Source organism: Staphylococcus sp. GDB9P120P, from assembly GCF_017893435.1.
Classification (GTDB): Bacteria; Bacillota; Bacilli; order Staphylococcales; family Staphylococcaceae; genus Staphylococcus; species Staphylococcus cohnii.
This window is the reverse complement of sequence record NZ_JAESNB010000008.1, coordinates 839,757-865,648: the sequence shown is the minus strand read 5'-3', so window position 1 is coordinate 865,648 and position 25,892 is coordinate 839,757. Positions and strand designations below refer to the sequence as shown.

The window sequence follows — 25,892 nt, the reverse complement described above, 5'->3', positions numbered from 1 at the left end:
CTCAACCCTTTTTCACATCATTCATAAGCCTGAGTTTCCGTTTCAATTTAACCGTGGAAAATTAATAGAATAACAACTGCAACAATTTGTGCTATTACAGTCGTAGCAATTCTGCGCGTATAATAATAGCTTAATGAAAGTACAATTTGAACGATAAACACAAAGAAAACAATCCACATTTTATCTAGATAGAAAAATAAAGAAGCAGAACAAATTGCTGTTATTAATACGCTTAACCACATGGGAATGTTTAATTTGAGTAGTTCTTTTTGCAATACAGTTCTCATATAGAGTTCATGACATGGTATTACAAATAATAATGTAACTAACATTTGCCATTTAAAATATACGCCTGTTCGCGTTAACTCTTTAATCAGTGCTGTATACTGAATATCTGATGAGATAACCGCTAAAATAAGCTGTACAATAATGAGCACGATACCAGTAATAATACCTATCCCTAGAGATGTTAATAGTCTTTTTGACTCAATATCTCTTTGGTAAAAGATATAACTGATACCTGCGATGAGCATGATACCAGTATAAAGGTACCAGTATTCTTGCTTTTCACCCCACATTATATATAAAATAATGTGAAATACGATAAAACTTACAATAAACCAGATTAAAGCGTTTGAAATTCTATTCATATAAACTATCCTTCTTGTTCGACGATTGTATATCGCTTGTGATTGATGACAGTTTTTTCAGGCAGGTCTAGATCATTGAAGTTTTCCATAATTGTTAAATCTACAATTACAGAGTTATCATTAATTTTTTCTACGCGGCCTTTTAAACCGTCATAAAATTCCACTATATTTCCGACTTCTGCAACAGTCATATTGAATCCTCCCTAGAAATGCTAACTAGATAGTATTATACAAAAAAACTACAGACAAATAAACAAATAACCTTTAAATATACAGTTATCATTCTTTTTTTAGAAAAATTAGTATAAATCAGTTAAATGATTGGCTTTTTTAACAAAAATATTGCATAAATAAGGTAAGGGCAATAAAAGGAAAAGGAGTGCAGTAAATGAAATTTATTAGTAATAATGATATTACCGATCCAACTTTAAATTTGGCAATGGAAGAATATGTTTTAAAACACATGCCGAATGACGATAGTTATTTTCTATTTTATGTCAATCGTCCTTCAATTATTATTGGTAAAAACCAGAATACGATTGAAGAAGTTAATCAACCTTATATTGATGAACATGGTATAGATGTAGTCAGACGTATTTCTGGTGGCGGTGCCGTGTACCATGATACAGGTAACCTTAATTTTAGTTTTATAACGGATGATGATGGTAATAGTTTTCACAATTTTAAAAAGTTCACTGAACCTATTGTAGAAGCATTGAAATCACTTGGCTTAGATGCTGAAATGAGTGGTCGTAACGATATTCAAGTCGGTAAAGCCAAGATTTCAGGCAATGCGATGGTCAAAGTAAAAGACAGAATGTTTAGCCATGGAACTTTAATGCTAAATAGTGAATTAAATGAAGTTCAAAATGCTTTGCGTGTGAACCCTGCAAAAATCAAATCAAAAGGCATTAAATCTGTGAGAAGTAGGGTGGCAAACATCTCAGAATTTTTAACTGAACCATTAGATATTGATACTTTTAAAGAAATTATTTTAAAAACAATATTTGGTGAGGCGACACAAGTTGAAGAATATAAACTTTCAGACGAGGATTGGGCCAACATAGAGCAATTGAGTAATGAAAAATATCGAACTTGGGAATGGAATTACGGTAGAAATCCTAAATATAATTTTGAACGAGAAGAAAAATTTGAAAAAGGTTTTGTTCAAATTAAATTGGATGTTAAAAAGGGAAGAATTGAACATGCTAAAATTTTCGGTGACTTCTTTGGCGTAGGAGACGTTACTGAATTAGAACATGCATTGGAAGGTACATTGCATGACTTTGATAGTATAGAAGAAGCTTTAGCAGATTATGATATTTATCATTACTTTGGAGATATTGATAGATATGAGTTAATCAGGTTAATGTCTTAAATAAACAATATAAAAGGTCTATTCGCTAACTATAATTAATTAGTGAATAGACCTTATTTTAAATAAATTATGACTAAATTAACCAACGAGATATGCCTCCAAATTTTTGTATTCTTCTGTATAACGTTTGAAATCATTCTCGTTTTTATTTTTAAGCGCATGATCGATGAGATTTTCTAGTTGTTGTTTACGTACATTCCTTAATGATTCATCAATAATTAATTCAATACCTAAGTCATTAATTGTAGATACAAAAGACTCTAAAGTATTGTATTTTACATGTGTATTATGTTTCATTGTCAACACAACCCCTCTATCTATATTTAAAATATATTATACAAGGTTTTGATTTTTAAATCAACGAATATTCTGACTTTTCCGAAAAAATAAGTGTAAAACGAAACTTTCAATAATTAAAAAATAGAAAAAGATTCGCAACTAAAATTTAATTGTAGAATATATAGAAATTATTTTATAATATAAGTTGATTTTAAAATGATGATAGTATATTATTTGAGTATCACCAAAACTGCAAGGAGGTTACAACTATGATACAACCGTATATTATTAAAAAAGGTGATATGACATTACAACCGTGCCATTTGCCTGTTGGCCAATATGAAGGTACACGAGTACTAAGATATAAAGAAGACGAAAGTACGATAAAAGAACGCACCCACAAAATCATTGATCGTTCTTGTAGATTTTATGGTAGTAGCTATGTTTTTAAAAAAGAGGACACAATTCGTATTACAGGCATTAGTAGCAAGCCCCCAATTTTATTTACTCCATTATTTCCCACTTATTTTTTCCAGACACATTCTGATAGAAAAACACAAAATACATGGATCAATATCCATTATGTTCAAAGTATTAGATCACTAAAAGATAAAAAATGTAGAGTGAACTTTGTTGATAATCAATCTATCGTTGTGAATATCTCAGCTCATAGCATGCAACATCAATATTTAAATGGCATTTATTATTATTATATGATGGATAGAGCAGCAAGAGTTGCCACTTTTGATCCAGAGTCTCCCATAGATTACACAAAACCTCAATTAAATATATATGAAGCACTCGCTAAATATTCTTTATTTGAAAGTAAATAGTAAAGTTTATTAAAAATATTAATGTAAAAGTAGAATATGCGGAATATTATATTAATTTAGTGTAAATGTTCTGCATATTTTTTTGTGATATGACTTGAAAATTTGTTATTAATTGATATAATAATATTTGTGCTTGATTAGAGATACTATTTATCCACAGTAGCTCAGTGGTAGAGCTATCGGCTGTTAACCGATCGGTCGTAGGTTCGAGTCCTACCTGTGGAGCCATTGGAAACGTACTCAAGTTGGCTGAAGAGGCGCCCCTGCTAAGGGTGTAGGTCGCGAGAGCGGCGCGAGGGTTCGAATCCCTCCGTTTCCGTAAAAACATAAGAGTATATCCAAATGAATATTTTGGATACAAGAAGGACGTTGATATATCAGCGTTCTTTTTATTTTGTTAAAAATAAATAAAAGCCAATCTTATTATGCATAAGTCCCACTAACTCATTTAATTGAGATAGTGGGACTTTAATTTTCTTATATTTTATGTGCAAATTTTATTTTGTTTTTTTACTAATTAAATTTCTAATTCCTCTTACAATATAACCGACAATCAGTGTTCTAAAAACACGTTTTATAATATTCATAAACTTTTACCTCCTCATCGAAACTCATACATGCTTCATACATACCTTTACCCATTTATTATCAGAGTAATGAAAATATATGAAATTTTTATGCGGTAGTTTAAAACTATTTTTCGAAAGTGATGAGCCCGTTTTCATCTGCTTTGTTAAAGAAAATTGTTAAGATACCACTAATGATAGCAATAATATAGGGAATACCAGTCCAGAAAAATATTAAGTGAATAATGCCTTTTAGTAATTGGTTTGAGTAAAATTTGTGGATGCCACACCATCCTAAAAGAAATGCAAGCACGACGTAAATGACTTTGTTTACTTTCATGTGTATAATGTCCTTTCGTTATCTAGATTCTTATTTTAATTATCTCTTAAATAGTGGAATTGAACAAACAAAACAATGTTACAAAATTTGAGTTATAAAGTTGTTATTACATCGAAATTTTAATTTGATTCATATATAATAGAATTAATAATTGCTATAAATAAAGGAGAAATAAAATGATTAGAAAAGCTAAACCTAGTGACAAAAAAGATATTGCAGAATTATGTTATCTCATTTGGAGTCAATTAGACATCGATATGGTAAAAGAAGTCGAAAAGTTTCGTTTGTTAAAAATAATGGAACAAAGTATGGTAGATGTAAAATATAGAGGGCATATTAGTAATGTATGGGTGTATGAAATTGATGGCAATGTAGCAGGATGTTTAATTGCATATCCAGGCAATAAGGAATTAGAACTGGAACAAGCGTGGCTAGACATGGATTTAGAAGCAGATATAAAATCCTATGGTACACCTATGCCTATGAAAGAGGCTAATGATGATGAATGGTATATTGAAACTGTAGCAACATTTCCTCATTACCGTGGGAATGGTGTAGCAACGAAATTGATCAAACATGTCATTGCGAACTACCCAGATGAAAAATGGAGTTTAAATTGTGATATAGATAATCTTACAGCATTACGCGTCTATGAAAAATTAGGTTTTGAAATTACGAGCGAATTTGATTTATATGGTCATATGCATTACCACTTAGTACATATTTAGCGTATATTTGTTAAAAATAAAAATCGTTCATCAAATGAATGAAGAACGATTTTGTATATATAAGCATAAAGCTTAAAATTAGTTGTTATTAAATACCACCTAATAGGGCACTTATATAGATACCTAATGCATAAAGGAAACCAAAGAAAGTATTAGTTTTTCCTGTAGCAGCCATTGCAGGCATCATTGTTTCAGGTGTGTCGTTCTTTTTAAATCTTCTAACTGCTTTGATTGGCATTGGGAATGACAATAAGGCTAGCAAGAAGAAAATTGAACCACCAGGTTTAAAGAAAGTGATGTAGATAACGAGTAAATAAGCAACGATATACATCAATGCTAAAAAGCGTACAGCATTATTTTTTCCTAATAAAATGGGTAATGTTTTTCGACCGCTTGCCTTATCTTTTGCCCAATCTCTGATATTATTGCCCATATTGATAAGTCCAATTGTAATTACGATTGGAATACTAATCCATACTGCTAAACTTTGTAAATTACCAGTTTGGATAAAGAAAGCAATTAAAATAATGATCATGCCCATAAAAATTCCGGAGAATAGTTCACCAAAAGGCGTCCAAGAAATAGGGAATGGTCCACCCGTATATAAGTAACCTACGGCCATGCATACTAACCCAATCGGTAGTAACCAGAATGAACTTTGGGAAGCGATAAATATGCCTAATATTGCTGCGATAATATAGAACGTTATGGCTAAGTTCATGACTAATTTTGGACTCATGCCATTACGCACAATTGCGCCACCGATACCTACTGAAGTATGGTCATCTAAACCTTTTTTAAAATCATAGTATTCGTTAAACATGTTAGTAGCTGCTTGGATAAGTAAACAAGCGACTAACATAGCTACGAATAAGCTAAGCTTTAGATGATCTTCACTACCTAGGAGGAATATTTTTGCAGTTGCAGTACCTACTAAAACTGGAACTACTGCAGCAGTCAAAGTGTGTGGCCGCATTAGATGCCAGTATTTTCTGACTGTTGAATATTGTTGGTATTGAGATGCCATAATAATTTACCTCGAATTCTTTTAATATAATTAATTTTTATCAAATTAATTTTAATAGAAGAAGTTATAAAGGTCAACTTACGTAAAAAATGTCTACATGAAATAAGCTGAAAAACGTACACAGATTGTGAAAAGTGGTACAATATTATAATGAGTGTAAACAGATAATGAAATGAAAGAAGTGAAATAGATGACTTTAGATGTCAAGGAAAGTGAAATTGTCGAAGCGGTGTACGAAAGTAACCAAACTTGGGTTTCTGTAGAAGCAAAATTAGATTATGAATTAGAACCTACATTATTATTTCATTTAACCGAAGATTGTGCAGGAGACCGTTTTTATTTCAAGAAAAATGACAACGAAACTTCATTCTTTGGCTATCATGCTATTACGAGATTTAAAAACGATTTTGAAAATAAACAATCTATTTTTCGTGAGTGGGAAAAGTATAAAAATGATATTGAGTTAATACATCCAAATTCTGAAAAACATCATTTGAAAATCTGTGGCGGTTTCCAATTTTCAACACACAAATCAGGTGATGAATGGCGTGAGTTTGGTATTAATCATTTTGTCTTGCCTGAAGTACTCGTCACGATGGAAGAGGGACAATCTTTTATAACGTATACTGTCGAAGCTGATAAGTTTGAGATGGATGCTTTCTTAGCAATTATTGACAAACTTACGCAAAAGGACGTTCAACCTAGTGATGAGATAGGGGAAATAAAAAGAATTGACGATATCTATAAAGACGAATGGCGTGACCTAGTTAAAGATACAATTGATATTTTAGATGAAAATAAAAAAATTGTACTTGCAAGAAAAAGACTTATTATGTTTGATAAAAACATTAACATTCCATATATATTAAATAGGGCAATGCAAGGTGAACACAATAGCTATTTATTTGTGCTTGAATCAAAGGACAGTGTCTTTTTCTCTCAGACCCCTGAGCAATTAATGGAAGTAAAAGATGATGTGCTATCAACTAAAGCAGTTGCTGGTACGATTAAAAGAACACATCGAGATGACATAGATAAGGCAAACATTGATGCATTTTTAAATGATAAAAAGAATTTAAATGAACATCATTTTGTTGTGAAAAGTATATTAAATGATATCAAGCCTTATGTAGAGCAAATAAAATTTAATAAAAAACCACAAATTTTAACGAACGATCATTTATACCATTTATATACAAAAATTGAAGGGCATTTAATCCAGAATTCATATATTGGATTATTGGATAATCTTCATCCTACACCAGCATTAGGTGGTTATCCTAAAGAAGAAGCTATTTCTTATATTGAAAACAATGAGTTTGGTACTCGAGGTCTATATGGCGCTCCAGTAGGTTATATTGATATGTATGATAACTGTGAGTTTATCGTAGCGATTCGATCTATGTTAATTAAAAAGAATCAAGCTACTTTGTTTGCTGGGTGCGGTATTGTACAAAATTCTGATGCTGATAGTGAAGTAGAAGAAACTGCTGTTAAATTCAATCCGATGATGAAAGCTTTAGGAGTAGAGAAATATGAATAATTACACAGACGCTTTAACAAAACAAGTTTTTACATTAGTCTCAGAACTATATGCATATGGCATAAGAGAAGTAGTAATAAGCCCTGGTTCACGTTCAACGCCTTTAGCTATTGCTATAGAGGCACATCCTAAACTAAAATCTTGGATTCATCCAGATGAACGTAGTGCTGCTTTTTTTGCAATGGGATTAATGAAAGGCAGTGAAAGACCAGTTGCAATTTTATGTACATCAGGTACTGCGGCTGCCAATTATACACCTGCGATTGCAGAAAGTAATTTAAGTCATTTACCATTGGTCGTTTTGACGAGTGATAGACCACATGAATTAAGGGAAATAGGTGCACCTCAAGCGATAAATCAAACAAATATGTTTGAGAACTATGTTCAATATCAATTTGATTTTCCAATAGCGGATGCTGATGAAGAACAAGATTATTTGTTAGACACTATAAATTTTCAAATGCAAAAAGCAAGTCAATATTTTTATGGACCACATCGTGGGCCAATACATTTGAATTTACCATTTAGGGAGCCTTTAACTCCGAACTTAGAAAAAGTAGAATGGTTAAGTTCAGATAGTAAGATATTGCCACATTATCAAAAGACAGCAAGTTTGAATGAAATCAAAGCGATTATGCAAAAACGCAAAGGACTAATTGTTGTAGGTGATATGCAACATCAAGATGTCGATCAAATACTTACTTTTGCGACGATCCATGACATGCCTATATTAGCAGATCCTTTGAGCCAATTACGTAAAGAACATCATCCTAATGTAGTGACAACTTATGATTTATTGTATAGATCGGGGTTATCTATAAATGCTGATTTTATTATTCGCGTAGGTAAACCAGTGATTTCTAAAAAAGTAAATCAATGGTTAAAAGCCACAGAAGCTTTTCAAATATTAGTGCAAAATAATGATCAACCAGATGCATTTCCAAAGGTACCACATGTATCTTACGAAATGTCGGCCAATGATTTCTTTAGACAACTTTCTGAAATTCCTACTGTAGAACGTAAAAATTGGTTAGAAAAATGGCAATCATTAGAAAAACAAGCACATATTCAAATCAAAGACTATTTGAGAACTGCTACAGATGAATCAGCTTTTGTAGCGAATGTATTAGATAAATTAACGAAAGAAGATGCGCTGTTTGTTAGCAATAGTATGCCAATCCGTGATGTCGATAATTTATTTGTAGATTGTGAAGCAGAGGTTTATGCTAATAGAGGAGCTAATGGCATAGATGGTGTTATTTCTACTGCGATAGGAATGGCGGCACATAAACGCGTAACATTATTAATAGGTGATTTAGCATTCTATCATGATATGAATGGTCTGCTCATGTCAAAATTAAATAATATCAACTTAAATATCATACTCTTAAATAATGATGGTGGCGGAATTTTTTCCTTTCTACCACAAAAGTCGTCAGCTGATATTTATTTTGAAAGACTTTTTGGTACACCGACAGGATTAAACTTTGAACATGCTGCATTACTTTATGATTTCTCTTACAGATGTTTTGAAACAATTGAGACTTTTAAATATGCTGAGCTATCAAAACTTGGTGCGCATATATATGAAATCATTACAAACCGTGATGAGAATTTAAATCAACACCAAAATCTCTATACGAAATTGAGTGATATTATCGATGTTACATTATAAATTTCATCAAACTACAAATAACTCAAAAGATTTGCTCGTATTATTGCATGGATTTATAAGTGATCAATCGACATTTGATGAACATATCAAAACGTTCACAGATGAAATAAATGTATTAACTATTGACTTGCCAGGTCATGGGCTTGATCAATCAAGTGAAAATCATACTTGGAATTTTGAATTTATTTGCGAATCATTAGATGATACATTAACTTCATTTAAGTCATCATATCGTATTTTTTTACATGGTTATTCTATGGGTGGTAGAATTGCTTTATATTACGTACTCCATGGAAAACATCACTTAGATGGTTTAATATTGGAAAGTAGTTCTCCAGGTATTGCAGATGAAGACGATCGCATAGAAAGAATACAAATTGATCAAGCGCGTGCAAAAGTTTTAGAAATAGCTGGATTAGAAGTTTTTGTAAATGATTGGGAAAAATTACCTTTATTTCAAAGTCAGTATGGTTTAAGTACAGAAATAAAACAAAAAATTCGTCGAATGCGATTGCAACAAAACCCTATACGATTAGCAAAAGCTTTAAGAGACTATGGCACAGGCCATATGCCCAATTTATGGCCCGAAATAGCAAACATTACAGTTCCAACGTGTATAATTGTAGGAAGTTTAGATGAAAAATTTATAAAAACTGCTTATAATATGTGCGATTTAATACCAGAAACGAGCTTATATGAAGTTGATGGTAGTGGTCATACTGTACATGTGGAAGAAATGACAGAATTTGATAAAATAGTGTTAGGTTTTATTTTTAAGGAGGAGCAAAATGACTAGACAATGGGAAACAATTAAAGAATATAAAGAGATTAAGTACGAATTTTATAATGGTATAGCAAAAGTAACTATCAATAGACCTGAAGTTCGTAATGCATTTACACCAAATACTGTACAAGAAATGATAGATGCTTTTACAAGAGCTAGAGATGATCAACGTATTTCAGTTATTATCTTAACAGGTGAAGGTGAAAAGGCATTCTGTTCAGGTGGAGACCAAAAAGTACGTGGCCATGGTGGTTATGTTGGTGATGACCAAATTCCGCGTCTTAATGTGTTGGATTTACAAAGACTTATACGTATTATTCCAAAACCAGTAATTGCGATGGTTAGAGGATATGCCATCGGTGGAGGAAATGTCTTGAATGTTGTGTGTGACTTAACAATCGCCGCAGATAATGCAATATTTGGTCAAACAGGACCAAAAGTAGGATCATTTGATGCTGGTTATGGTTCAGGATATTTAGCTCGCATTGTAGGACATAAAAAAGCACGTGAAATTTGGTATTTATGCCGTCAATATAATGCACAAGAAGCTTTAGATATGGGCTTAGTAAATACCGTTGTACCTTTAGCTGATATAGAGGATGAAACAGTAAAATGGTGTGAAGAAATCATGCAACATTCTCCAACAGCATTAAGATTCTTAAAAGCGGCAATGAATGCTGATACTGACGGATTAGCAGGATTACAACAAATGGCGGGCGATGCTACGCTATTGTATTATACAACTGATGAAGCTAAAGAAGGTAGAGATGCGTTTAAGGAAAAACGTAACCCTGATTTTGATCAATTCCCTAAATTCCCGTAAGCAAAATTGCTTAAAAGCAATACATTAATAAATTAGTGTGTTGTGACTATAAGTTATGAGGCTAAGCTAAAAAAAATCGTTAATTTCTATTAGATAATATAGAAATTAACGATTTTTTTATACAATTTTATAGCCATTTATTCACTATTTTATACTTAGTCGTAAGTATTAGGATCAAAAAAAGTGTTCAAGCTCATAAATCCAATATTTATAAAATATACATTTCATTAAGGAAAAAAGTTGAAATATAATATGAAAATATAGTTTTTAAATTTATTATTAAAAAGCAATTGTAAAACATGTAAATTGAGTGAAATTCGTTTTCAGAATATTCTATTGACTAATACTAGTAATGTTAAAATTTTTAAACATTTTGTTATTATATTTGACCAAAAATAAAATTTCTATTAATATAATAAAAAAGGGCAGAGGAGAGTAATGAATGGCACAATATAAAAATAAAGACCTTATGCAGGATATGTGTTTTCTGTTTTATGTTTCTAGTAAAGAGATAGTAAATAAATTTAATAAACATCTAAAGCAGTATGATATTAGCTTTCCCAATTATGTGGTGATGTTATATATTGAAAATTCGAAACCTGTATTTATAAAAACCTTATGCGATCAATTATATTTAGATTCTGGTACAATAAGCCCAATTATTAAAAGACTCGAAAAAAAAGGATTAATTGAACGTATGAGAACAGAAGAGGATGAGCGTAGAGTTAAAGTCCAATTGACAAAAAAGGGTAGTGGGTTAAAAGAGAAATTTGAACAAATTTCAGATGAAGTTTTAACACAGTTTAATATGAGTTCGGAAGATATAGATATATATTATAAATTAATGAAAAAGTTTGCTGAAAAAAACATCTATCAATAAAACGTATATATCTGAAAAATAAATCATAATATAAAAGAAGCCCGTAAATGAATTTTCTTTGAAATTCATTTACGAGCCTCTTTTATATCGTATTTCCTAAAACATAGATGTTTTTCCAGAAATTCACCTCTGTCTAAATATATAGACATTTACCAGTAAAGTTCTCCTCATACGCCTCCTTACAACGAATCACTTTAAATACAAGTATTTTTAATCACTATAATGACTGACTGTATGTTACAGTTCATCAATTTTTATGCTGAAGTCTGATGTTGGATGTTAATACGCATAAAACAACATGTATGTATTCAATTAGGTTTTAGGCTCAAATATTGAATACATATATAGCCATAGTTAAAATTGATAAAAATATTTAAACTACAAATTAACATATTGTTATTCATAGTGTTCTTTTATATAAAGCTCTAATCTTCTCATAGCCTCTTTTAAAGCATCAAGTTCATAGGCGTAAGAAATACGCACATGGCCTTTACCGATATCTGTAAAAGCAGAACCTGGTACCATTGCAACATGTGCTTTTTCAAGTACATCTACGCAAAAATCAAAATCATTTTCAGTGAAATTTTCAATACTTGGGAAGATATAAAAAGCACCTTCTGGTTTAGCGTCGAGTTTAAAACCTAAAGCTTGAAGTTTTGTGATTAAAAAATCTCGTCTTTCAATATATGCTTTGTTCATATAATGAGGCGCGTCTAATCCTTCGTTTAACGCTGCTATACAAGCAATTTGAGCAGGTACATTTGCGCAAATACAATTATAAGCATGCATATATGTTAACTTTTCAATTAAATATTCAGGACCTATTAAAAAACCAATACGAATACCAGTAGCAGAATGAGATTTACTTAATCCACTTACAAGCAATAATTGATCACGGATTGATTCAAATTCAGCAAAAGAACAGTGTTTATTACTAAACGTATTCTCTGCATAAATTTCATCACTAATGATAAAGATTTCTTCGTTTTTTAACACTTCTGTAAGTGCATGAACTTCATCATAAGTTAAAATGACACCAGTAGGGTTAGTAGGATAATTTAAAAGAATTGCTTTTGTTTTTGGTGATATATTTTGCTTGATTGCTTCAGGCGTTATTTTGAAATCTGATTTTGTAGTGTCGATATATACCGGAATTCCACCAAGTGTTTTAATTAATGGGATATAACCGGCATAAATAGGACTAGGGATCAATATTTCATCACCTGGGTTAATTATGTTTCTTAAAGCTGTGTCTAGTGCTTCACTAGCACCATTTGTAATAATGATTTCATCAGAACTATAATGAAAACCATAACGTTGTTTAAAGTAATGACCGACTGCATTACGTGTTTCAAGTAATCCTTTGTTATGGGAATATTTCGTTTGGTTTTCTTTTATTGCATTAATATATGCGTTTTTTACGACATCAGGCATAGGGAAATCTGGTTGTCCGATTGTTAAATTGATACAATCATCAATATCTTTAATTTTATTTGAAAATTGCCTAATACTTGGTGCCGTTAAAAATTTAGAATTGTCGTTTAAAGATAGCTTCATTGTTTTTCACCTCAAAATAAAAATACCGATCTGTAGATAAATAAGTATGACTAGCTTTTAATATCAAATTACTACTATCATAACATATTTGAAACAACTACAAATCGGTTGAATATCGTATTAATCTTTAAAATTGGCAGGGGATTGCAAGTTTATGACTGGATTGGTCCACTTAGATATAAATCTTGTTGATAATACATATACAATAATACTTGTGAGTAAGATTAGATAGATATAAGTCATTATAGAGATCTGATCTTTAAATGGATAAATATCAAAACCACGTATAATACCAATTACAATGCCGTGTAGTAAATATACATACATAGTGCGACGACCAATGTATGTGAAAAATCTTTCTTTTTCAGGTACTAAATTAAGGAAAGAAAACATTGTAATTAAAATAATAAAGTATAATAGTAATCGTTTAATTGGACTATATAAATCTTGTTTACCTTCCAGTGACATATACGGTGAATCACCTAAAAGCCAATCAGCGTTTATAGGATGTAAAGTATAAATGATATAAAAAAGGAGTAGGATGCTGACAGCGATCGGCATGAATTTTTTACTTCTTAATAAACGTGTATGTTCACTAGTAAATAAATAACCTAAATAAAAAATAGGGAAGAACATGATTGTTCTTGAAAAACTTAAATAATTGTCAATATCATCTGAATAACCTGCAAATAAAGAAATAATGATGGATATTGGTAATACAAAATATGGTTTATAATCTTTGACTATAACTAATATGACATGGAAGAAGAATAATGTAAGTAAAAACCATAATGCAAATACAGGGTCAAATGGATCAAATTTAACACTGTCTTCTTTTCCTGTGAAATAGTAGTAAAAGGTAAAAAAGCCAAAGAAAATAAAATAAGGTACCAATAATTTTTTTGAAACTTTTTCTAGATAACCAGCCTTGCCTGCTTTTTTAGCAAAATAACCTGAGATGAACAAAAAGCATGGCATATGGAAACTATATATAGTTAAATAAAGTGACGAAAGATATTTACTTTCTTCAGTATATGGTTGTAATAAATGACCAAATACAACAAGAAATATTAATATCATTCTCGCATTGTCGAAGAAATAATCTCTTTCTTTTATCTGTGTCATGTAGTTGCTCCTTTTTTAATGCAGGTAAAAATTTATAATCACTGTTTCTAATTTATTATAAAACATATGACAAATGCAACAAAACCGACTGTTTTGTAGATTATTATTGTATATTATACGGAATAACATTATAATATTAGAAAATAAAATAATAAATTTAAATGCTATTAAACATTTTAATTAAAGTAGTGGAGATGAAACAACATGTATAAACAACTAGAACAATTAATTACACTTACAAGTAATGATTTAAATTTAGTCAGTAGAAGGTTCGGCCAACGTAAAGATTTAACTTCCGAACAGTTAGAAATGTTAAGGATTTTGTATCATTATAATGTGCTATCGCAGTACGATTTAACAATGAAAATTAATAAAGAACAGTCTATAGTGTCTAGGTGGATCAAAAAGTTATGCCAAATGGGCTATATTACCAGCAAACAGTCAAATAAAGATTTAAGGTGTAAAGATTTAATGATTACAGAAAAAACGAAAGCCCTTGTCCAGCAAATTAACGAAGTTAGGGTAGCTTTGATTGAAGCAAGATGTCAAAATTTAACATTAAATGATATTGAAAACTTAAATTACTTATTAAATAAATTAAACAACCATCATAATTATATAAAATAGACGATAAACAATCGCTAAAATTTCTAGCAGCATCTGATAATAAAAATTAAAAATGACTGCAACAAAATTTTTATGATTAAAATATAGAACTAATCCTTATGAATAAGGATTAGTTCTTTTTAATGTTATAAAGCTCAAATTAATCAAAACGTTTAGAAACAGAAAGTTAAAATTCATATTTAATAATTGAAAAAGAGTTTGCATTACCCAAAAGAAGTTATTGTTATAGTTTTAAAGGTTTCTAAAATAATTTGGAAAATCCGTGTTGCTATAAAATAAACAAAGCAATGTGACTAATAAACAGAACTATAGGCTCTAGTTAGTAATAGAATTCCTAAATTGTATTACATTATATAAAAAATAAACCTTAGGTAAAATATCACCTAAGGTTTATCTATGTTTTTAAATATACATAATTATGGTTTATTGTTATTTATATGTGTTTATATCAAAATATTTACCTAATTTATTCATAGAATCATAGAACCCTTTAATACGTGTAGCATTATGAGATGCCCATGCTACATCAGTTGCATATTGATGTACGCCTGGATTATCAGGGTTCCAACGCATTTTATATAAAGTGTTTTGCCCTTGATTGATGTATGAATTAGCGATGAATTTAGCACCACCGACAATTGCTTTTTTAACAGTATCCCAACCATTATTTTTAGCGGTAGCAAAACCTTGTTTTACAGGATCTTTATCAACGGCTCCAATACCGAACATATTGTAATATTTTTTAGCACCATTAGTAACAACTTTATTATTTACTACGTCGCCACCATTAGCAAGCTTAGAAGTACCGTTTCCAGTTTCAAGTAGAGCATGAGAAACTAAGTAAACTTCATTGATATTATAAGTTTTTGCAGCTTCACTAAATGCTTCACCTTGACCTTCTAATATACCTTTACCAACTAGTAATTTATCTAAATCAGTACCAGAAATATTTTGAGATTTATCTAGGCGTAAGAATTGGTATTTTTGGGTTGGATCTTTAGCAAGTTTACTACTATTCATAGCATTTTTAATCTCACTCGCTGTTGCATCTTCCCATTTTCTAGGTGTACGTTGAATTTGAGGTTTGAATTTCATACCATGTTGTAACGCGACAGCCTGATCTAAAGTAAGATTAGATTTATAATATTTTACTAGTTCTTTACGCAAATCACTTTCTTTAATCCAAACAATTTTACCGTTTGATAACTTACCATGATACCAAGTTACACCATTAATGATTTGTTTTTCAAAAACAGTAAAGATGCTTTCATGGAAACCTTTCAATGATCCAGCTGATTTTGTAGCGTTAGGATTCAAGTAATAATTACCGCTTGCATTGTAAATAACATAGTCGAATTTTTGTGGTGTGACAGCTGATTGTGTTTGAGTTTTATTTAAATCTTTAGCTGAAATCCATCCAGTTTTATTATTTACATTTCCATATAGATACTCATCTTTATCAACAAACACAGATTTTGATGCGTTAAATTTACTATTCTTAATATTATTTTGAGTATCTAATTGCTGAGCTTTTGTACCCCATGGAATTGCATATAAACCATTGTTCGTTGCTTTTACAGTATATTGTCCAGTTTTAGCTTTTGTTTTGCTTAAGTCACGCGTATTTATATCTTTAGTATTAACCCAACCAATAGGTGTATTTTGTTTAGTATTTTGAATTAACACGTAAGTGTTATTACCTTGCGTACGTTGTTTAGTTACCGTATACGTACGGCCAGCAAATTTCGAAGCATTTTTACCTTTTTTATCATAAACAGTTGTTTTAATACCAGAATTATTTGTATTTAATTGTCCGATTTTACTAACTGATGTCGTTGGTGTAGCAGTAGCTTTTGTAACTGCTTCCTTAACAGTGATATCACCTGTTTGCATCCAACCCAAGTTAGTATTTGTTTTATTATCTGTAATTAAATAAAATGAATTATTTCCTAATGTAGCTTTTTTGCTTAATTTATAAGTTTTACCATTTACATAAGATTTTTGAATACCTTTTTTATCATATACAGATGTATAAACACCATGATTTGTCTTAGCCACTGTACCTTGTTGACTTGTAAGTGTATTGACAGTTAAATGATTATTTGTAGTAGGGGAAGTAGCTGTTTTGCTTGTCGAAGTTAATTTACTTAAGCTTACCCAACCAGATAAATTATTTACTGTGCCATAAACATAATTTGTTTTGCCAATTTGCTGTTGTTTTGATGCTTTGAATGTTTGACTAGAACTACCTGAAACTGTGCCTGCTTTTTGAGAACTAGTGCCCCAAGGTACAGTATAAACAACTTCACCAGGTTTGATTTTATAGGATTGGTTGTTTTTAACAACGGACTTAGCAGAGTTATAACTTACATCATTTTGATGTACCCATCCTATTAAATCACCTTTATTATAATCAGAAACTAAATAAAAGTTTTTGTTTCCTAAAGTGGCTGATTTTGTAACTTTTAAAGTTTGATTTGTTTTACTTGTTTTCTTACCATTTTGATCATAAACAGTGGTATATAAACCATCATTACTTGTATTTATACGACCAACACCGTTGTTAGTTGATACTGTTAATTTACCAGTATTAGTAGATGGTTTTGTAGTAGAACCATTTGATTCGTTCTTGCTTCCACTTGTACTTCCAGATGAAGTGGTACCCCAAGCAGCAGCTTTACCTGTTTTAATTAAATATTTTTCATAAATTAAATCATAAAGTTCATCATAACTATAATTATGGTTAGCTAAATAACCATGAGGGTCGATATGATCTGATCCACCTAAATAATTACTTACAGCTTTATGCGTCCAAACAGTTCCAACACCATCGTACTCAGAGCTATCAGGAGCAAGTCCATAATATTGTAGGTTTGTAGCTGCATAGTCTGCGTAGTTATTGATTGAACGCGCAAATGAATCATAGTCATGTGTATGGACTAATTCTACATGAATAAAGCGATCGTTTGCAGCTGGGCCAGCTCCCCATGCTAAATAATCTGTATTAGCTGTTTCAATTATACGATTACCATCTACATATGCATGTACAAATGCGCTATTATAATTATTTTTCATGTAATTAATTTCACCAGTAATTGTTGAATTATCGTTTGCAGTATCATGCATAACGATACCTTCAGGTTTACCATAACGATATTGATATTTTGGTAAATAACTTGCGATATCTTGTTCATAGTTAGGAGCTTTGAAGTTGTTTTTACGAATATAATTATTTATTGATGAATTTACTTTTGGCGTATATTTAGGTAATGAACTTTTAGTTGTAGATTCTTTAGTGACAGCTGATCTTGTAGCTATAGTAGGAGTACTAACTGATCTAGCCATTCTTAATTTTGGTGTTGCATCACTTTTATAAATTTGACCCGTTTTAGCTGAAGTATTTATATCTGAATCTAAAGTATTAACCTTTTTAGTTTGTGCTTCTTTGTCAGACTCATTTGTAGTAGTTGAATCGTCAGAGCTTACCTCTGTATTAGAAACTTCTGAATCATTATCATTTTGAGCAACATTAGTGCTGTCATCTTTATCATCTGCAACGTTAGTGTTATTATCTTTGTCTTCAGTCTCGTTAGAAGCATTATGAGTTTCATTTTCAGTATCAGAAGTTGAATCGTCAGAGCTTACCTCTGTATTAGAAACTTCTGAATCATTATCGTTTTGAGTAACATTAGTGCTGTCATCTTTATCATCTGCAACGTTAGTGTTATCGTCTTTGTCTTCAGTCTCGTTAGAAGCATTATGAGTTTCATTATCAGTATCAGAAGTTGAATCGTCAGAACTTACCTCTGTATTAGAAACTTCTGAATCATTGTCGTTTTGAGTAACATTAGTGCTGTCATCTTTATCATCTGCAACGTTAGTGTTGTCGTCTTTGTCTTCAGTCTCGTTAGAGGCATTATGAGTTTCGTTTTCAGCATCAGAAGTTGAATCGTCAGAACTTACCTCTGTATTAGAAGTCACTGAATCATTATCATTTTGAGCAACATTAGTGCTGTCATCTTTATCATCTGCAACGTTAGTGTTATTGTCTTTGTCTTCAGTCTCGTTAGAAACATTATGAGTTTCGTTTTCAGCATCAGAAGTTGAATCGTCAGAACTTACCTCTGTATTAGAAGTCACTGAATCATTATCATTTTGAGCAACATTAGTGCTATCATCTTTATCATCTGCAACGTTAGTGTTATTGTCTTTGTCTTCAGTCTCGTTAGAAGCATTATGAGTTTCATTTTCAGTATCAGAAGTTGAATCGTCAGAGCTTACCTCTGTATTAGAAACTTCTGAATCATTATCATTTTGAGCAACATTATTGCTATCATCTTTATCATCTGCAACGTTAGAAGCATCATTATTTATATTTTGCGAATCAGAAGTTGGTTGTTCAGAATTTACCTCTGTATTAGAAACTTCTGAATCATTATCGTTTTGAGCAACGTTAGTGTTGTCGTCTGTATCTTCAGAACTGTTAGACGCAACATGATTTTCATTTTCGGAATTAGAAGAAGGTGCCTCTGTATTAGAAACATCTGAAGTATCGTCATTTTGAACAACATTAGCATTATCATCTGTATTACCTGTAACGCTAGAAGCATCATTACTTTCATCTTGAGCACTTTCATTTTGAGCGTCAGTTGCTAATTGTTCAGTATGAGTCTCTGTGTAATTATTGACGTTAGAATTATTTTGGTCTTCTTGATTCTGAGTAAGATATGTATTTTGACTTGATGTGTCTTTATTAAGTTCATCTAACTGTGCATCATAATTTTCAGGTTCATCAGATTTAAGCTCTTGCACTTGACTTGGATCATTGTATGTTTGTGTTCCTGAAATATTTGTCGTTGGTTTACTTACTTCAGATTTTATTTCTTCGCTTTGTTTTAAGGTATTTTCATCATTTAACACATTTTTATTTGATTTCTGATCTTGTGTACTATCAGCTGCATGTGCATAATGGGTTGTCAAAGCTGTACCTGCTAATGTCAATGCAACTATTGAAGGTACCTTATAATTCAACTTTTTATTAGTCATTTAACTGCCCCTTTTATTATTAATATTTAATACCATTATAATACGAAGATAGTTTAATTGAATTGATTTCATAGATTTGTAATATAAAATTAATCTTATTAAGACACTATAAAAGAAGATATAATTTAAAAAAAGGCGGAAATACGCCTAATTTTAAATATATTAAAATATTACACTCTTTAGAATATTACATTGTAAAGATGTACATTAAATACAACTTTATTAAATACTTTAGCTTAAATTGTTTTATTCATTAAAATATGTTCAATATTTTCCTCTAAAAAAATATCACCTGAAGATTTATAACCTAAGGATTCATAAAAGCGTTGCGCATGACATTGGGCATTAAGCGATAACGTTTGATATCCACGATTTTTAGCTGCTTCTTCAATAAAAAGCATTAATGCTTTGCCATAACCTGACTTTCTGTGTGTCGGTAAAATTGCTACACGCTCAATTTTCGCTCCATTTTGATAGGGTCTAAATCTTCCAGTAGCAAAAGGGGAGTGCTGTTCATCATAACCAATAACATGAGTGGCGGATGATTCAAATTGGTCTATTTCATTTTCAACTGGCACACCTTGTTCACGAACAAAAACTGCTTTTCTAATTTCATATGCATCATCTAACATTTCGGATGTAGTAACTACTTCGAACATGATAAAACCTCACTTTTTTAAATATAATAAAACTACCCTATCACAATTATAATGTAATAGGGTAGTTATTTAATGAATTATTGAGCTTCTTGACGTACTAATGCAGTATATTGCCAAAAAATTCTCATTTGTGCAATATTCCAATTGTTCATGCCCATGGTAAAACCGGATGGTCTAAATAAATTAACATCTGTTACTTCAAGCGCTGCTGCAATTAAATATTGTAGCGGTACACTGAGTTCTTTCATTGTTTCAGTTATTCCATTTTGATCATAAACCCAAGAAAAAGGTAGTTCTGATTCAAAAACATCAACTTTATCAAAAATTTCAGGTAGGGCTACGATATAACATGCGCCATCTACAACAGGATTGGTTTCACTATCCTTGTAGTAGATTCGTAAAGCTTCATAGTTTTCACGATGTGCGTGATTAACATAGAAAAATTCATTTCTAAAAAGTGCCATATCCTTACTATGGATTAATTGCTGTTCTAAAACGTTAAACATACCGTTTATATTTGCTAATTTTTCATATGTTTTTCGTGACATGTCGCGATCTCCTCTCTACAGCCTAATATAAATTTGTTTGTAATTCTTGCGTGTTTTGTTGTTGGTTTGGATCCTGTTGCTGTTGATTAGGATCTATTTGTTGGTTTGAATCAGGTTGTTGATATGAATCGTTTGGTTGCTGTGTCGTTTGATTATTATCTTGTTGATTCATATTATCTTGTTGGTTTTCATTTGTTGAATTTGTGCCTTGTGAATTTGAATTATTTTGTTCTGATTGTGAATTTGAATTGTCTTCATCTTGTTCAGAGCTATCTTTTTGATTTTTACGTAATAAGCTACTGTCAATTTCAGTTTGTGGTACGAGTGTACCATAAAAGTCGATAACACGTTTATTCAAGAAATCGTCTGTATCCTTAATTTTAGGTAAATTTAAATCGCTGCGCAAAAGGTTTGCAGTATCTTTTATATTTTTAATATTAGGATTATAGTAATAAACACCATTCAAATAATCATCTTGACCTTCTAGTTGTTTACTTTTAATTTCAACATCATCTTTTAAGTAAGAAGTGGCTAATGCTTTTACTTCTTTATAACTTAAATTATGTTTAGCATTTTTTCCTACTATTTCAATTACATCATCTAATTTACTGAAAGAATCTGCCTTTTGAGCTTTAATAAATAGCTTTTTGATTAAATCCATCTGTCTTTGACCACGTTTTAAATCTGAATCTTGATGACGTGTTCTAGCAACTGCTAAAGCTTCATCTCCATTTAGCTTTTGATGTCCTTTTTTCACTTTAATTTTCCCAGTATCGTTTGTATTTGGTTCAGAAATATTATATGGCACATCATATTCAATGCCACCGAGTTCATCAACGGCATCCACGAATGCTTCCATGTTAATTCTTACATAATAATCAACAGGAACATTCAATGTAGCTTCTACAGCATCCATAGAAGCTGTAGGTCCATCGTATGCATGTGCATGTGTGATTTTATCATAATAGCCAACTTCTGGAATGTAACTAATCGTATCGCGTGGAATACTTAGCATTCGAATTTGTTCTTTATCTGCATTAAAAGTAGATAATATCATTGCATCAGTTCTTGATTGTTCAGTACTTTGACCATTTTTTTGACGACCACTATTATCATCGATACCTAAAAATAAAATAGAAATTGGATCTTTAGACGGGTTTATTTTCGATTCACGAATACTTGATTCTCTTGATGTATCGCTCGTATTCAATGAATGTTCAAATGCACCTTGTGACGATTTAAGTAATAAAACGGCAAATATAACTGGAACAACTACAAGAATTAAAGATAGAAATATTAAAAAGTATTTTAAAAATTTATTCATGTATGAAGCTCCCCATCGTATGTGATTTTTTTGTATATTACAATATTGATCTAATGTTAAGTTTTTGATTGTTTCATTAAAATATTGTAAAGAGAAATTTGTACTATAACTTATAATTTTATAACTAACATTAAAAAATATCAACTAAGAATTTATCCTACTAAAGTTTGAATTATAAATTGGCGTACAGTTGACCATTAAAATATTATTAATGAAAATAAAAGAAATAATTATAAGAAAATCAACATAGCTAAAAATGATTTATTTATGAACATACGATATAATTAACATATGTTAAATGTTATTGTTCATTGATAACATTAATATTTTTATTAAAGTGAAATTTTTAAACAGAGATTTTAAATTCAAAACGATTTTTGGTATTTATTAAATCAATTCGACGATGAGATAATACCTTGTGAATAATTGTTTAATATATTGGAGTTTCAAGGAGGATATAACCATGAAATCAGAATGGTTGGATAAATTAGATGAAAGTTTAGTAAAAACATTTTATGAAGCGCAAACCGACAAAGAAATAGAAGAAGGGTTTAGTGGGAACTTAACGTTTGGCACTGCTGGTATACGTAGTACCTTTGGTTTAGGACCAGGTCGATTGAATGCATTTACAGTCCGTAAAGTAGCATTAGGCTTATCACAATATTTGAAAGAAAAATATGATAATCCATCTATCGTAATCCATTTTGATACAAGATTATTATCTAAGGCATTTTCAGAAGAAATGGCGTCTGTTTTAGCTCAAAATAATATTATTACGATTTTATCAGAAAATTATAAATCTACACCAGAATTATCATTTGCGGTTAGGTATTTAAAATCAAGTGCAGGTGTGATGATCACTGCCAGTCATAATCCTAAAAACTATAACGGTATTAAAATATACGATCAAAATGGTGGCCAATTATTGCCAGATGAATCAGAAGATTTAAGTCAATATATAAACGCTATTGAACGTCCATTACAAATTGATGGAGGCAATTTTAATTCATTACTAAATGATAAAAAAATCACATATATGTCACATGAAGTTACTGAAGCTTATAAAAGTGAAGTGAAAGATTTAGTGGGGGACATTCCTGAAAAAGATGCAAAAGTAGTACTGACGAGTTTACATGGTACAAGTTTACCTTTAACTTCTACAATATTATCAGAATTAGATTATGATAATTTTGTTATTGAAAAAGAGCAATCCACACCAGACGGTAATTTTCCAACTGTTGCGATAGCTAATCCTGAAGATGAAGCTGTGTTCGAACGTGGTATTAAGCTGGCAAATGATACTGATGCACAATTAATTATAGCAACTGATCCTGATGCTGATAGATTAGGTTTAATTGAACGTTATGATGACGAAACATATAGGTATTTTAATGGAAATGAAATTGGTATATTACTTACTAAATTAAGATTTCAAGATTTAGTAGAAGAGGGTAAGCAACTTTACATGATTAAATCTATAGTCACAAGTGAACTTGCGGAAAGACTAGCTTTAGCATTAGATGTTGAAGTAAATAATGTATTAACAGGATTTAAATATATTTCAAATTTATTGGAAAAAGAAAGCACACAACAAGATAAACAATTACTAATTGCTTTTGAAGAAAGTCATGGCTATTTAGCAAAACCATTTTCGAGAGATAAAGATGCAATCCAAATGGTACCTTTATTAATCAAATATAAAAATTTATTAGCGAATAATGGAATGACATTTAAAGATACGATAGATGATATATATGCTCATATCGGTGCATATAAAGATAAAACTTTATCACCGACTTTTGAAGGTGCAGAAGGTATTGAAAAGATCACTAAAATAATGGACCAATTTAGAAATGAAGATGTTTCAACAATTTGTGGTCTTGAAGTAAAACAAATTGAAGATTATCAACTAGGTACCATTAAAAATGTAACAGAGGGTAGTACCGAAGCTTTGTCTTTACCTGAGACAAATTTAATTCGCTTTATTTTTGATGAAGGTTTCATTGCATTGAGACCTTCTGGTACTGAACCTAAAATTAAATTGTACTTCTCGTTAAATATAGAGGATATTGATGCCTTAACAAACCAATTTAAAGATGAATATATCAATCATATAAAATAACAACAAAGAGGCAACAACATGAAAGCCAACAAATTTAAAATATTTATTGTTTTGATCATTTTCATATTTTTGATTTTAGGATTTACTGGATACAGACACTATAAACAAATGAAAGATTATATCAGTCCTTCAAAGATTTTGACCAAAGAAAATGAAAAGCAATCATCGAAAAAACAAAAAAAGTTAAAAACGGTTGTTGATCACAAACATCCACAAATTAATAAAATTGATGAGTATTTAGAACAAACTCATTTTAATGGAACCATTGCGCTTTTTGAAAGAGGTAAACTCAAACTGAATAAAGGCTATGGTTATCAAGATTTTGAAAAGAATGAAGAAAATAATGCCAATACGATGTTTTTAATAGGTTCAGCACAAAAATTTATGACAGGCATCATGTTAAAACAGTTAGAAATTGAAGACGAGATTCATATGATGACGCCTGTGAAGCATTATTTAGAATGGTTTGACTCAAATTATCCACTATCTATAAAACAACTGATGTTACATCAAAGTGGATTATATAAATATAAAGCTAATCCAAAATTTAAAGATTTAAATGATGCAACACATGCAATACAACAGAGAGGTATCAATCCCTTAGAATATAATAAATATCAATATAACGATGCTAATTATTTAATATTGTCAAAAGTTATAGAAGAAGTAACACATAAATCTTATACGCAAAATTTAAATGATAGATTAATAAAGCCATATAATTTAGAATATACAGCGCGATATAATAATGTGAATTTCAAAAAATATATGGCTGTTGGTTATAAAAATGATAAATTAACTGGAAAACGTATCCGTCAAAAACCTAATATTTTAAATCAATATGATGGGGCAGGTAACATTTATATGTCTCCTTATGATATGGGGAAAGTAGTATTAAATTTGCAAGATAATAGAATTTTTGATTCAACAACTACCATGCCCTTTATTCATGAAAGTTTAACTACACAATATCCTAAACCATATCGATATGGATTTTATTCATTTGCTGATAAAAATAGAATTAATGGTATCTTTTTTGGTAATATATTCACAGTATATTTTAATGATAATTATGTAATTGTATTAGCAACAAATTATGACAACAGTAAAATTAATAACGAATATAAAATGAAACATATTTACTTTAAGTTATTACATCAAGGTGGTCACTATAACAGAGTGAAACAGCTATATTGAAAAATTAGGTGATAGGTGTATAAATATCTCTTATAAAAACATAACCGCCAATTTCTATCGTTTTTTATAGAAATTGGCGGTTTTTTACTTTTTATAAAAAAACTTCATGTTCAATAAAATTAATGCTTCTAAGAGTGAATCTGAGATTAATGTTAAATTCATATATTTAAGATTTCTCATT

At 30.5% G+C, this 25,892-nt stretch carries 23 protein-coding genes and 2 tRNA genes; 13 read left to right on the top strand and 12 right to left on the bottom strand.

What is annotated here, in order from left to right:
• Window positions 1-47: 47 nt before the first annotated feature.
• Both KA856_RS09385 and KA856_RS09380 read right to left on the bottom strand, forming a co-directional pair.
• On the bottom strand, window positions 48-650 hold the full coding sequence (locus KA856_RS09385) for a CPBP family glutamic-type intramembrane protease (protein WP_107384867.1): 603 nt from the start codon (window positions 648-650) through the stop codon (window positions 48-50).
• A 5-nt stretch (window positions 651-655) separates the two neighbouring features.
• Complete coding sequence (locus KA856_RS09380; RefSeq protein ID WP_002508073.1) at window positions 656-841, bottom strand: YkvS family protein; 186 nt, start codon at window positions 839-841, stop codon at window positions 656-658.
• A 197-nt stretch (window positions 842-1,038) separates the two neighbouring features.
• Here KA856_RS09380 and lplA point away from each other — a divergent pair, with 197 nt between their 5' ends.
• Window positions 1,039-2,028, top strand: a complete 990-nt coding sequence (gene lplA, locus KA856_RS09375; protein ID WP_019469090.1) for a lipoate--protein ligase — start codon at window positions 1,039-1,041, stop codon at window positions 2,026-2,028.
• A gap of 78 nt (window positions 2,029-2,106) precedes the next feature.
• Here lplA and KA856_RS09370 read toward each other — a convergent pair whose 3' ends face one another.
• Entirely contained in the window at window positions 2,107-2,325 is a 219-nt protein-coding gene (locus KA856_RS09370) for an IDEAL domain-containing protein (RefSeq protein WP_019469091.1), read from the bottom strand.
• 251 nt (window positions 2,326-2,576) lie between these two features.
• Here KA856_RS09370 and KA856_RS09365 point away from each other — a divergent pair, with 251 nt between their 5' ends.
• The 3 genes from KA856_RS09365 to KA856_RS09355 all read left to right on the top strand — a co-directional run bounded on the left by KA856_RS09365 (window position 2,577) and on the right by KA856_RS09355 (window position 3,459).
• On the top strand, window positions 2,577-3,140 hold the full coding sequence (locus KA856_RS09365) for a competence protein ComK (protein WP_210138649.1): 564 nt from the start codon (window positions 2,577-2,579) through the stop codon (window positions 3,138-3,140).
• A gap of 153 nt (window positions 3,141-3,293) precedes the next feature.
• Window positions 3,294-3,368 (top strand) — tRNA-Asn (locus KA856_RS09360).
• Between the two features lie 2 nt (window positions 3,369-3,370).
• Window positions 3,371-3,459: transfer RNA gene (locus tag KA856_RS09355), tRNA-Ser, on the top strand.
• A gap of 178 nt (window positions 3,460-3,637) precedes the next feature.
• Here KA856_RS09355 and KA856_RS14150 read toward each other — a convergent pair.
• A complete protein-coding gene (locus tag KA856_RS14150) occupies window positions 3,638-3,727 on the bottom strand; it encodes an SAR1012 family small protein (RefSeq protein WP_019469096.1) in 90 nt (29 codons plus the stop codon).
• Between the two features lie 106 nt (window positions 3,728-3,833).
• The gene (locus KA856_RS09350; RefSeq protein WP_107386261.1) at window positions 3,834-4,046 is read right to left on the bottom strand and encodes a TM2 domain-containing protein; all 213 of its coding nucleotides are present in this window, start codon (window positions 4,044-4,046) and stop codon (window positions 3,834-3,836) included.
• A gap of 176 nt (window positions 4,047-4,222) precedes the next feature.
• Here KA856_RS09350 and KA856_RS09345 point away from each other — a divergent pair, with 176 nt between their 5' ends.
• Entirely contained in the window at window positions 4,223-4,774 is a 552-nt protein-coding gene (locus KA856_RS09345) for a GNAT family N-acetyltransferase (protein ID WP_107384701.1), read from the top strand.
• A gap of 88 nt (window positions 4,775-4,862) precedes the next feature.
• Here the strand turns inward: KA856_RS09345 and KA856_RS09340 are convergent, their stop codons facing one another.
• A complete protein-coding gene (locus tag KA856_RS09340) occupies window positions 4,863-5,801 on the bottom strand; it encodes a 1,4-dihydroxy-2-naphthoate polyprenyltransferase (protein WP_107384700.1) in 939 nt (312 codons plus the stop codon).
• 190 nt (window positions 5,802-5,991) lie between these two features.
• Between KA856_RS09340 and KA856_RS09335 the strand changes: the two genes are divergently transcribed.
• From KA856_RS09335 to KA856_RS09315, 5 genes are all read left to right on the top strand, one after another.
• Window positions 5,992-7,344, top strand: coding sequence for an isochorismate synthase (locus KA856_RS09335; protein ID WP_107384699.1), 1,353 nt, complete (start codon window positions 5,992-5,994; stop codon window positions 7,342-7,344).
• Complete coding sequence (menD, locus tag KA856_RS09330; RefSeq protein ID WP_107384698.1) at window positions 7,337-9,019, top strand: 2-succinyl-5-enolpyruvyl-6-hydroxy-3-cyclohexene-1-carboxylic-acid synthase; 1,683 nt, start codon at window positions 7,337-7,339, stop codon at window positions 9,017-9,019. The genes KA856_RS09335 and menD overlap by 8 nt, the downstream gene beginning before the upstream one ends.
• Entirely contained in the window at window positions 9,006-9,815 is an 810-nt protein-coding gene (gene menH, locus KA856_RS09325; protein ID WP_107384697.1) for a 2-succinyl-6-hydroxy-2,4-cyclohexadiene-1-carboxylate synthase, read from the top strand. Before menD ends, menH begins: the two co-directional genes overlap by 14 nt.
• The gene (gene menB / locus KA856_RS09320; RefSeq protein WP_181187537.1) at window positions 9,808-10,626 is read left to right on the top strand and encodes a 1,4-dihydroxy-2-naphthoyl-CoA synthase; all 819 of its coding nucleotides are present in this window, start codon (window positions 9,808-9,810) and stop codon (window positions 10,624-10,626) included. Before menH ends, menB begins: the two co-directional genes overlap by 8 nt.
• 442 nt (window positions 10,627-11,068) lie before the next feature.
• Complete coding sequence (locus tag KA856_RS09315) at window positions 11,069-11,506, top strand: MarR family winged helix-turn-helix transcriptional regulator (protein ID WP_107384695.1); 438 nt, start codon at window positions 11,069-11,071, stop codon at window positions 11,504-11,506.
• A gap of 396 nt (window positions 11,507-11,902) precedes the next feature.
• Here the strand turns inward: KA856_RS09315 and KA856_RS09310 are convergent, their stop codons facing one another.
• Together KA856_RS09310 and KA856_RS09305 are read right to left on the bottom strand one after the other, a co-directional pair.
• The gene (locus KA856_RS09310) at window positions 11,903-13,063 is read right to left on the bottom strand and encodes an aminotransferase class I/II-fold pyridoxal phosphate-dependent enzyme (RefSeq protein WP_210138648.1); all 1,161 of its coding nucleotides are present in this window, start codon (window positions 13,061-13,063) and stop codon (window positions 11,903-11,905) included.
• A gap of 120 nt (window positions 13,064-13,183) precedes the next feature.
• Entirely contained in the window at window positions 13,184-14,188 is a 1,005-nt protein-coding gene (locus KA856_RS09305; RefSeq protein WP_107384693.1) for an acyltransferase family protein, read from the bottom strand.
• A 204-nt stretch (window positions 14,189-14,392) separates the two neighbouring features.
• On the opposite strand from KA856_RS09305, the gene KA856_RS09300 reads away from it, so the two are divergent.
• Window positions 14,393-14,815: a MarR family transcriptional regulator gene (locus tag KA856_RS09300; RefSeq protein ID WP_210138647.1), complete on the top strand. Its 423-nt coding sequence runs from the start codon at window positions 14,393-14,395 to the stop codon at window positions 14,813-14,815.
• Between the two features lie 429 nt (window positions 14,816-15,244).
• Here KA856_RS09300 and KA856_RS09295 read toward each other — a convergent pair whose 3' ends face one another.
• From KA856_RS09295 to KA856_RS09280, 4 genes are all read right to left on the bottom strand, one after another.
• Window positions 15,245-19,861: a GW dipeptide domain-containing protein gene (locus KA856_RS09295; protein WP_210129401.1), complete on the bottom strand. Its 4,617-nt coding sequence runs from the start codon at window positions 19,859-19,861 to the stop codon at window positions 15,245-15,247.
• A 236-nt stretch (window positions 19,862-20,097) separates the two neighbouring features.
• Complete coding sequence (locus KA856_RS09290; RefSeq protein ID WP_107384690.1) at window positions 20,098-20,520, bottom strand: GNAT family N-acetyltransferase; 423 nt, start codon at window positions 20,518-20,520, stop codon at window positions 20,098-20,100.
• Window positions 20,521-20,597: 77 nt separating this feature from the next.
• Window positions 20,598-21,068 (bottom strand): DUF2538 family protein, encoded by a 471-nt coding sequence (locus KA856_RS09285; RefSeq protein WP_019468155.1) that lies wholly within the window; start codon window positions 21,066-21,068, stop codon window positions 20,598-20,600.
• Window positions 21,069-21,090: 22 nt separating this feature from the next.
• The gene (locus KA856_RS09280) at window positions 21,091-22,392 is read right to left on the bottom strand and encodes an LCP family protein (protein ID WP_107384703.1); all 1,302 of its coding nucleotides are present in this window, start codon (window positions 22,390-22,392) and stop codon (window positions 21,091-21,093) included.
• A gap of 463 nt (window positions 22,393-22,855) precedes the next feature.
• On the opposite strand from KA856_RS09280, the gene KA856_RS09275 reads away from it, so the two are divergent.
• Complete coding sequence (locus KA856_RS09275) at window positions 22,856-24,514, top strand: phospho-sugar mutase (RefSeq protein WP_107385319.1); 1,659 nt, start codon at window positions 22,856-22,858, stop codon at window positions 24,512-24,514.
• An 18-nt stretch (window positions 24,515-24,532) separates the two neighbouring features.
• Window positions 24,533-25,711, top strand: a complete 1,179-nt coding sequence (locus tag KA856_RS09270; RefSeq protein WP_107385320.1) for a serine hydrolase domain-containing protein — start codon at window positions 24,533-24,535, stop codon at window positions 25,709-25,711.
• Window positions 25,712-25,892 lie beyond the last annotated feature (181 nt).

Coding starts and splice junctions, on each gene's coding strand:
- KA856_RS09370 (WP_019469091.1), bottom strand. CDS start 2,325: ATGAAACATAATACACATGTAAAATACAATACTTTAGAGTCTTTTGTA.
- KA856_RS09335 (WP_107384699.1), top strand. CDS start 5,992: ATGACTTTAGATGTCAAGGAAAGTGAAATTGTCGAAGCGGTGTACGAA.
- KA856_RS09310 (WP_210138648.1), bottom strand. CDS start 13,063: ATGAAGCTATCTTTAAACGACAATTCTAAATTTTTAACGGCACCAAGT.
- KA856_RS09270 (WP_107385320.1), top strand. CDS start 24,533: ATGAAAGCCAACAAATTTAAAATATTTATTGTTTTGATCATTTTCATA.
- KA856_RS09285 (WP_019468155.1), bottom strand. CDS start 21,068: ATGTCACGAAAAACATATGAAAAATTAGCAAATATAAACGGTATGTTT.
- KA856_RS09380 (WP_002508073.1), bottom strand. CDS start 841: ATGACTGTTGCAGAAGTCGGAAATATAGTGGAATTTTATGACGGTTTA.
- KA856_RS09365 (WP_210138649.1), top strand. CDS start 2,577: ATGATACAACCGTATATTATTAAAAAAGGTGATATGACATTACAACCG.
- KA856_RS09290 (WP_107384690.1), bottom strand. CDS start 20,520: ATGTTCGAAGTAGTTACTACATCCGAAATGTTAGATGATGCATATGAA.
- menD (WP_107384698.1), top strand. CDS start 7,337: ATGAATAATTACACAGACGCTTTAACAAAACAAGTTTTTACATTAGTC.
- menB (WP_181187537.1), top strand. CDS start 9,808: ATGACTAGACAATGGGAAACAATTAAAGAATATAAAGAGATTAAGTAC.
- KA856_RS09280 (WP_107384703.1), bottom strand. CDS start 22,392: ATGAATAAATTTTTAAAATACTTTTTAATATTTCTATCTTTAATTCTT.
- lplA (WP_019469090.1), top strand. CDS start 1,039: ATGAAATTTATTAGTAATAATGATATTACCGATCCAACTTTAAATTTG.
- KA856_RS09295 (WP_210129401.1), bottom strand. CDS start 19,861: ATGACTAATAAAAAGTTGAATTATAAGGTACCTTCAATAGTTGCATTG.
- KA856_RS09300 (WP_210138647.1), top strand. CDS start 14,393: ATGTATAAACAACTAGAACAATTAATTACACTTACAAGTAATGATTTA.
- menH (WP_107384697.1), top strand. CDS start 9,006: ATGTTACATTATAAATTTCATCAAACTACAAATAACTCAAAAGATTTG.
- KA856_RS09340 (WP_107384700.1), bottom strand. CDS start 5,801: ATGGCATCTCAATACCAACAATATTCAACAGTCAGAAAATACTGGCAT.
- KA856_RS14150 (WP_019469096.1), bottom strand. CDS start 3,727: ATGAATATTATAAAACGTGTTTTTAGAACACTGATTGTCGGTTATATT.
- KA856_RS09275 (WP_107385319.1), top strand. CDS start 22,856: ATGAAATCAGAATGGTTGGATAAATTAGATGAAAGTTTAGTAAAAACA.
- KA856_RS09315 (WP_107384695.1), top strand. CDS start 11,069: ATGGCACAATATAAAAATAAAGACCTTATGCAGGATATGTGTTTTCTG.
- KA856_RS09350 (WP_107386261.1), bottom strand. CDS start 4,046: ATGAAAGTAAACAAAGTCATTTACGTCGTGCTTGCATTTCTTTTAGGA.
- KA856_RS09385 (WP_107384867.1), bottom strand. CDS start 650: ATGAATAGAATTTCAAACGCTTTAATCTGGTTTATTGTAAGTTTTATC.
- KA856_RS09345 (WP_107384701.1), top strand. CDS start 4,223: ATGATTAGAAAAGCTAAACCTAGTGACAAAAAAGATATTGCAGAATTA.
- KA856_RS09305 (WP_107384693.1), bottom strand. CDS start 14,188: ATGACACAGATAAAAGAAAGAGATTATTTCTTCGACAATGCGAGAATG.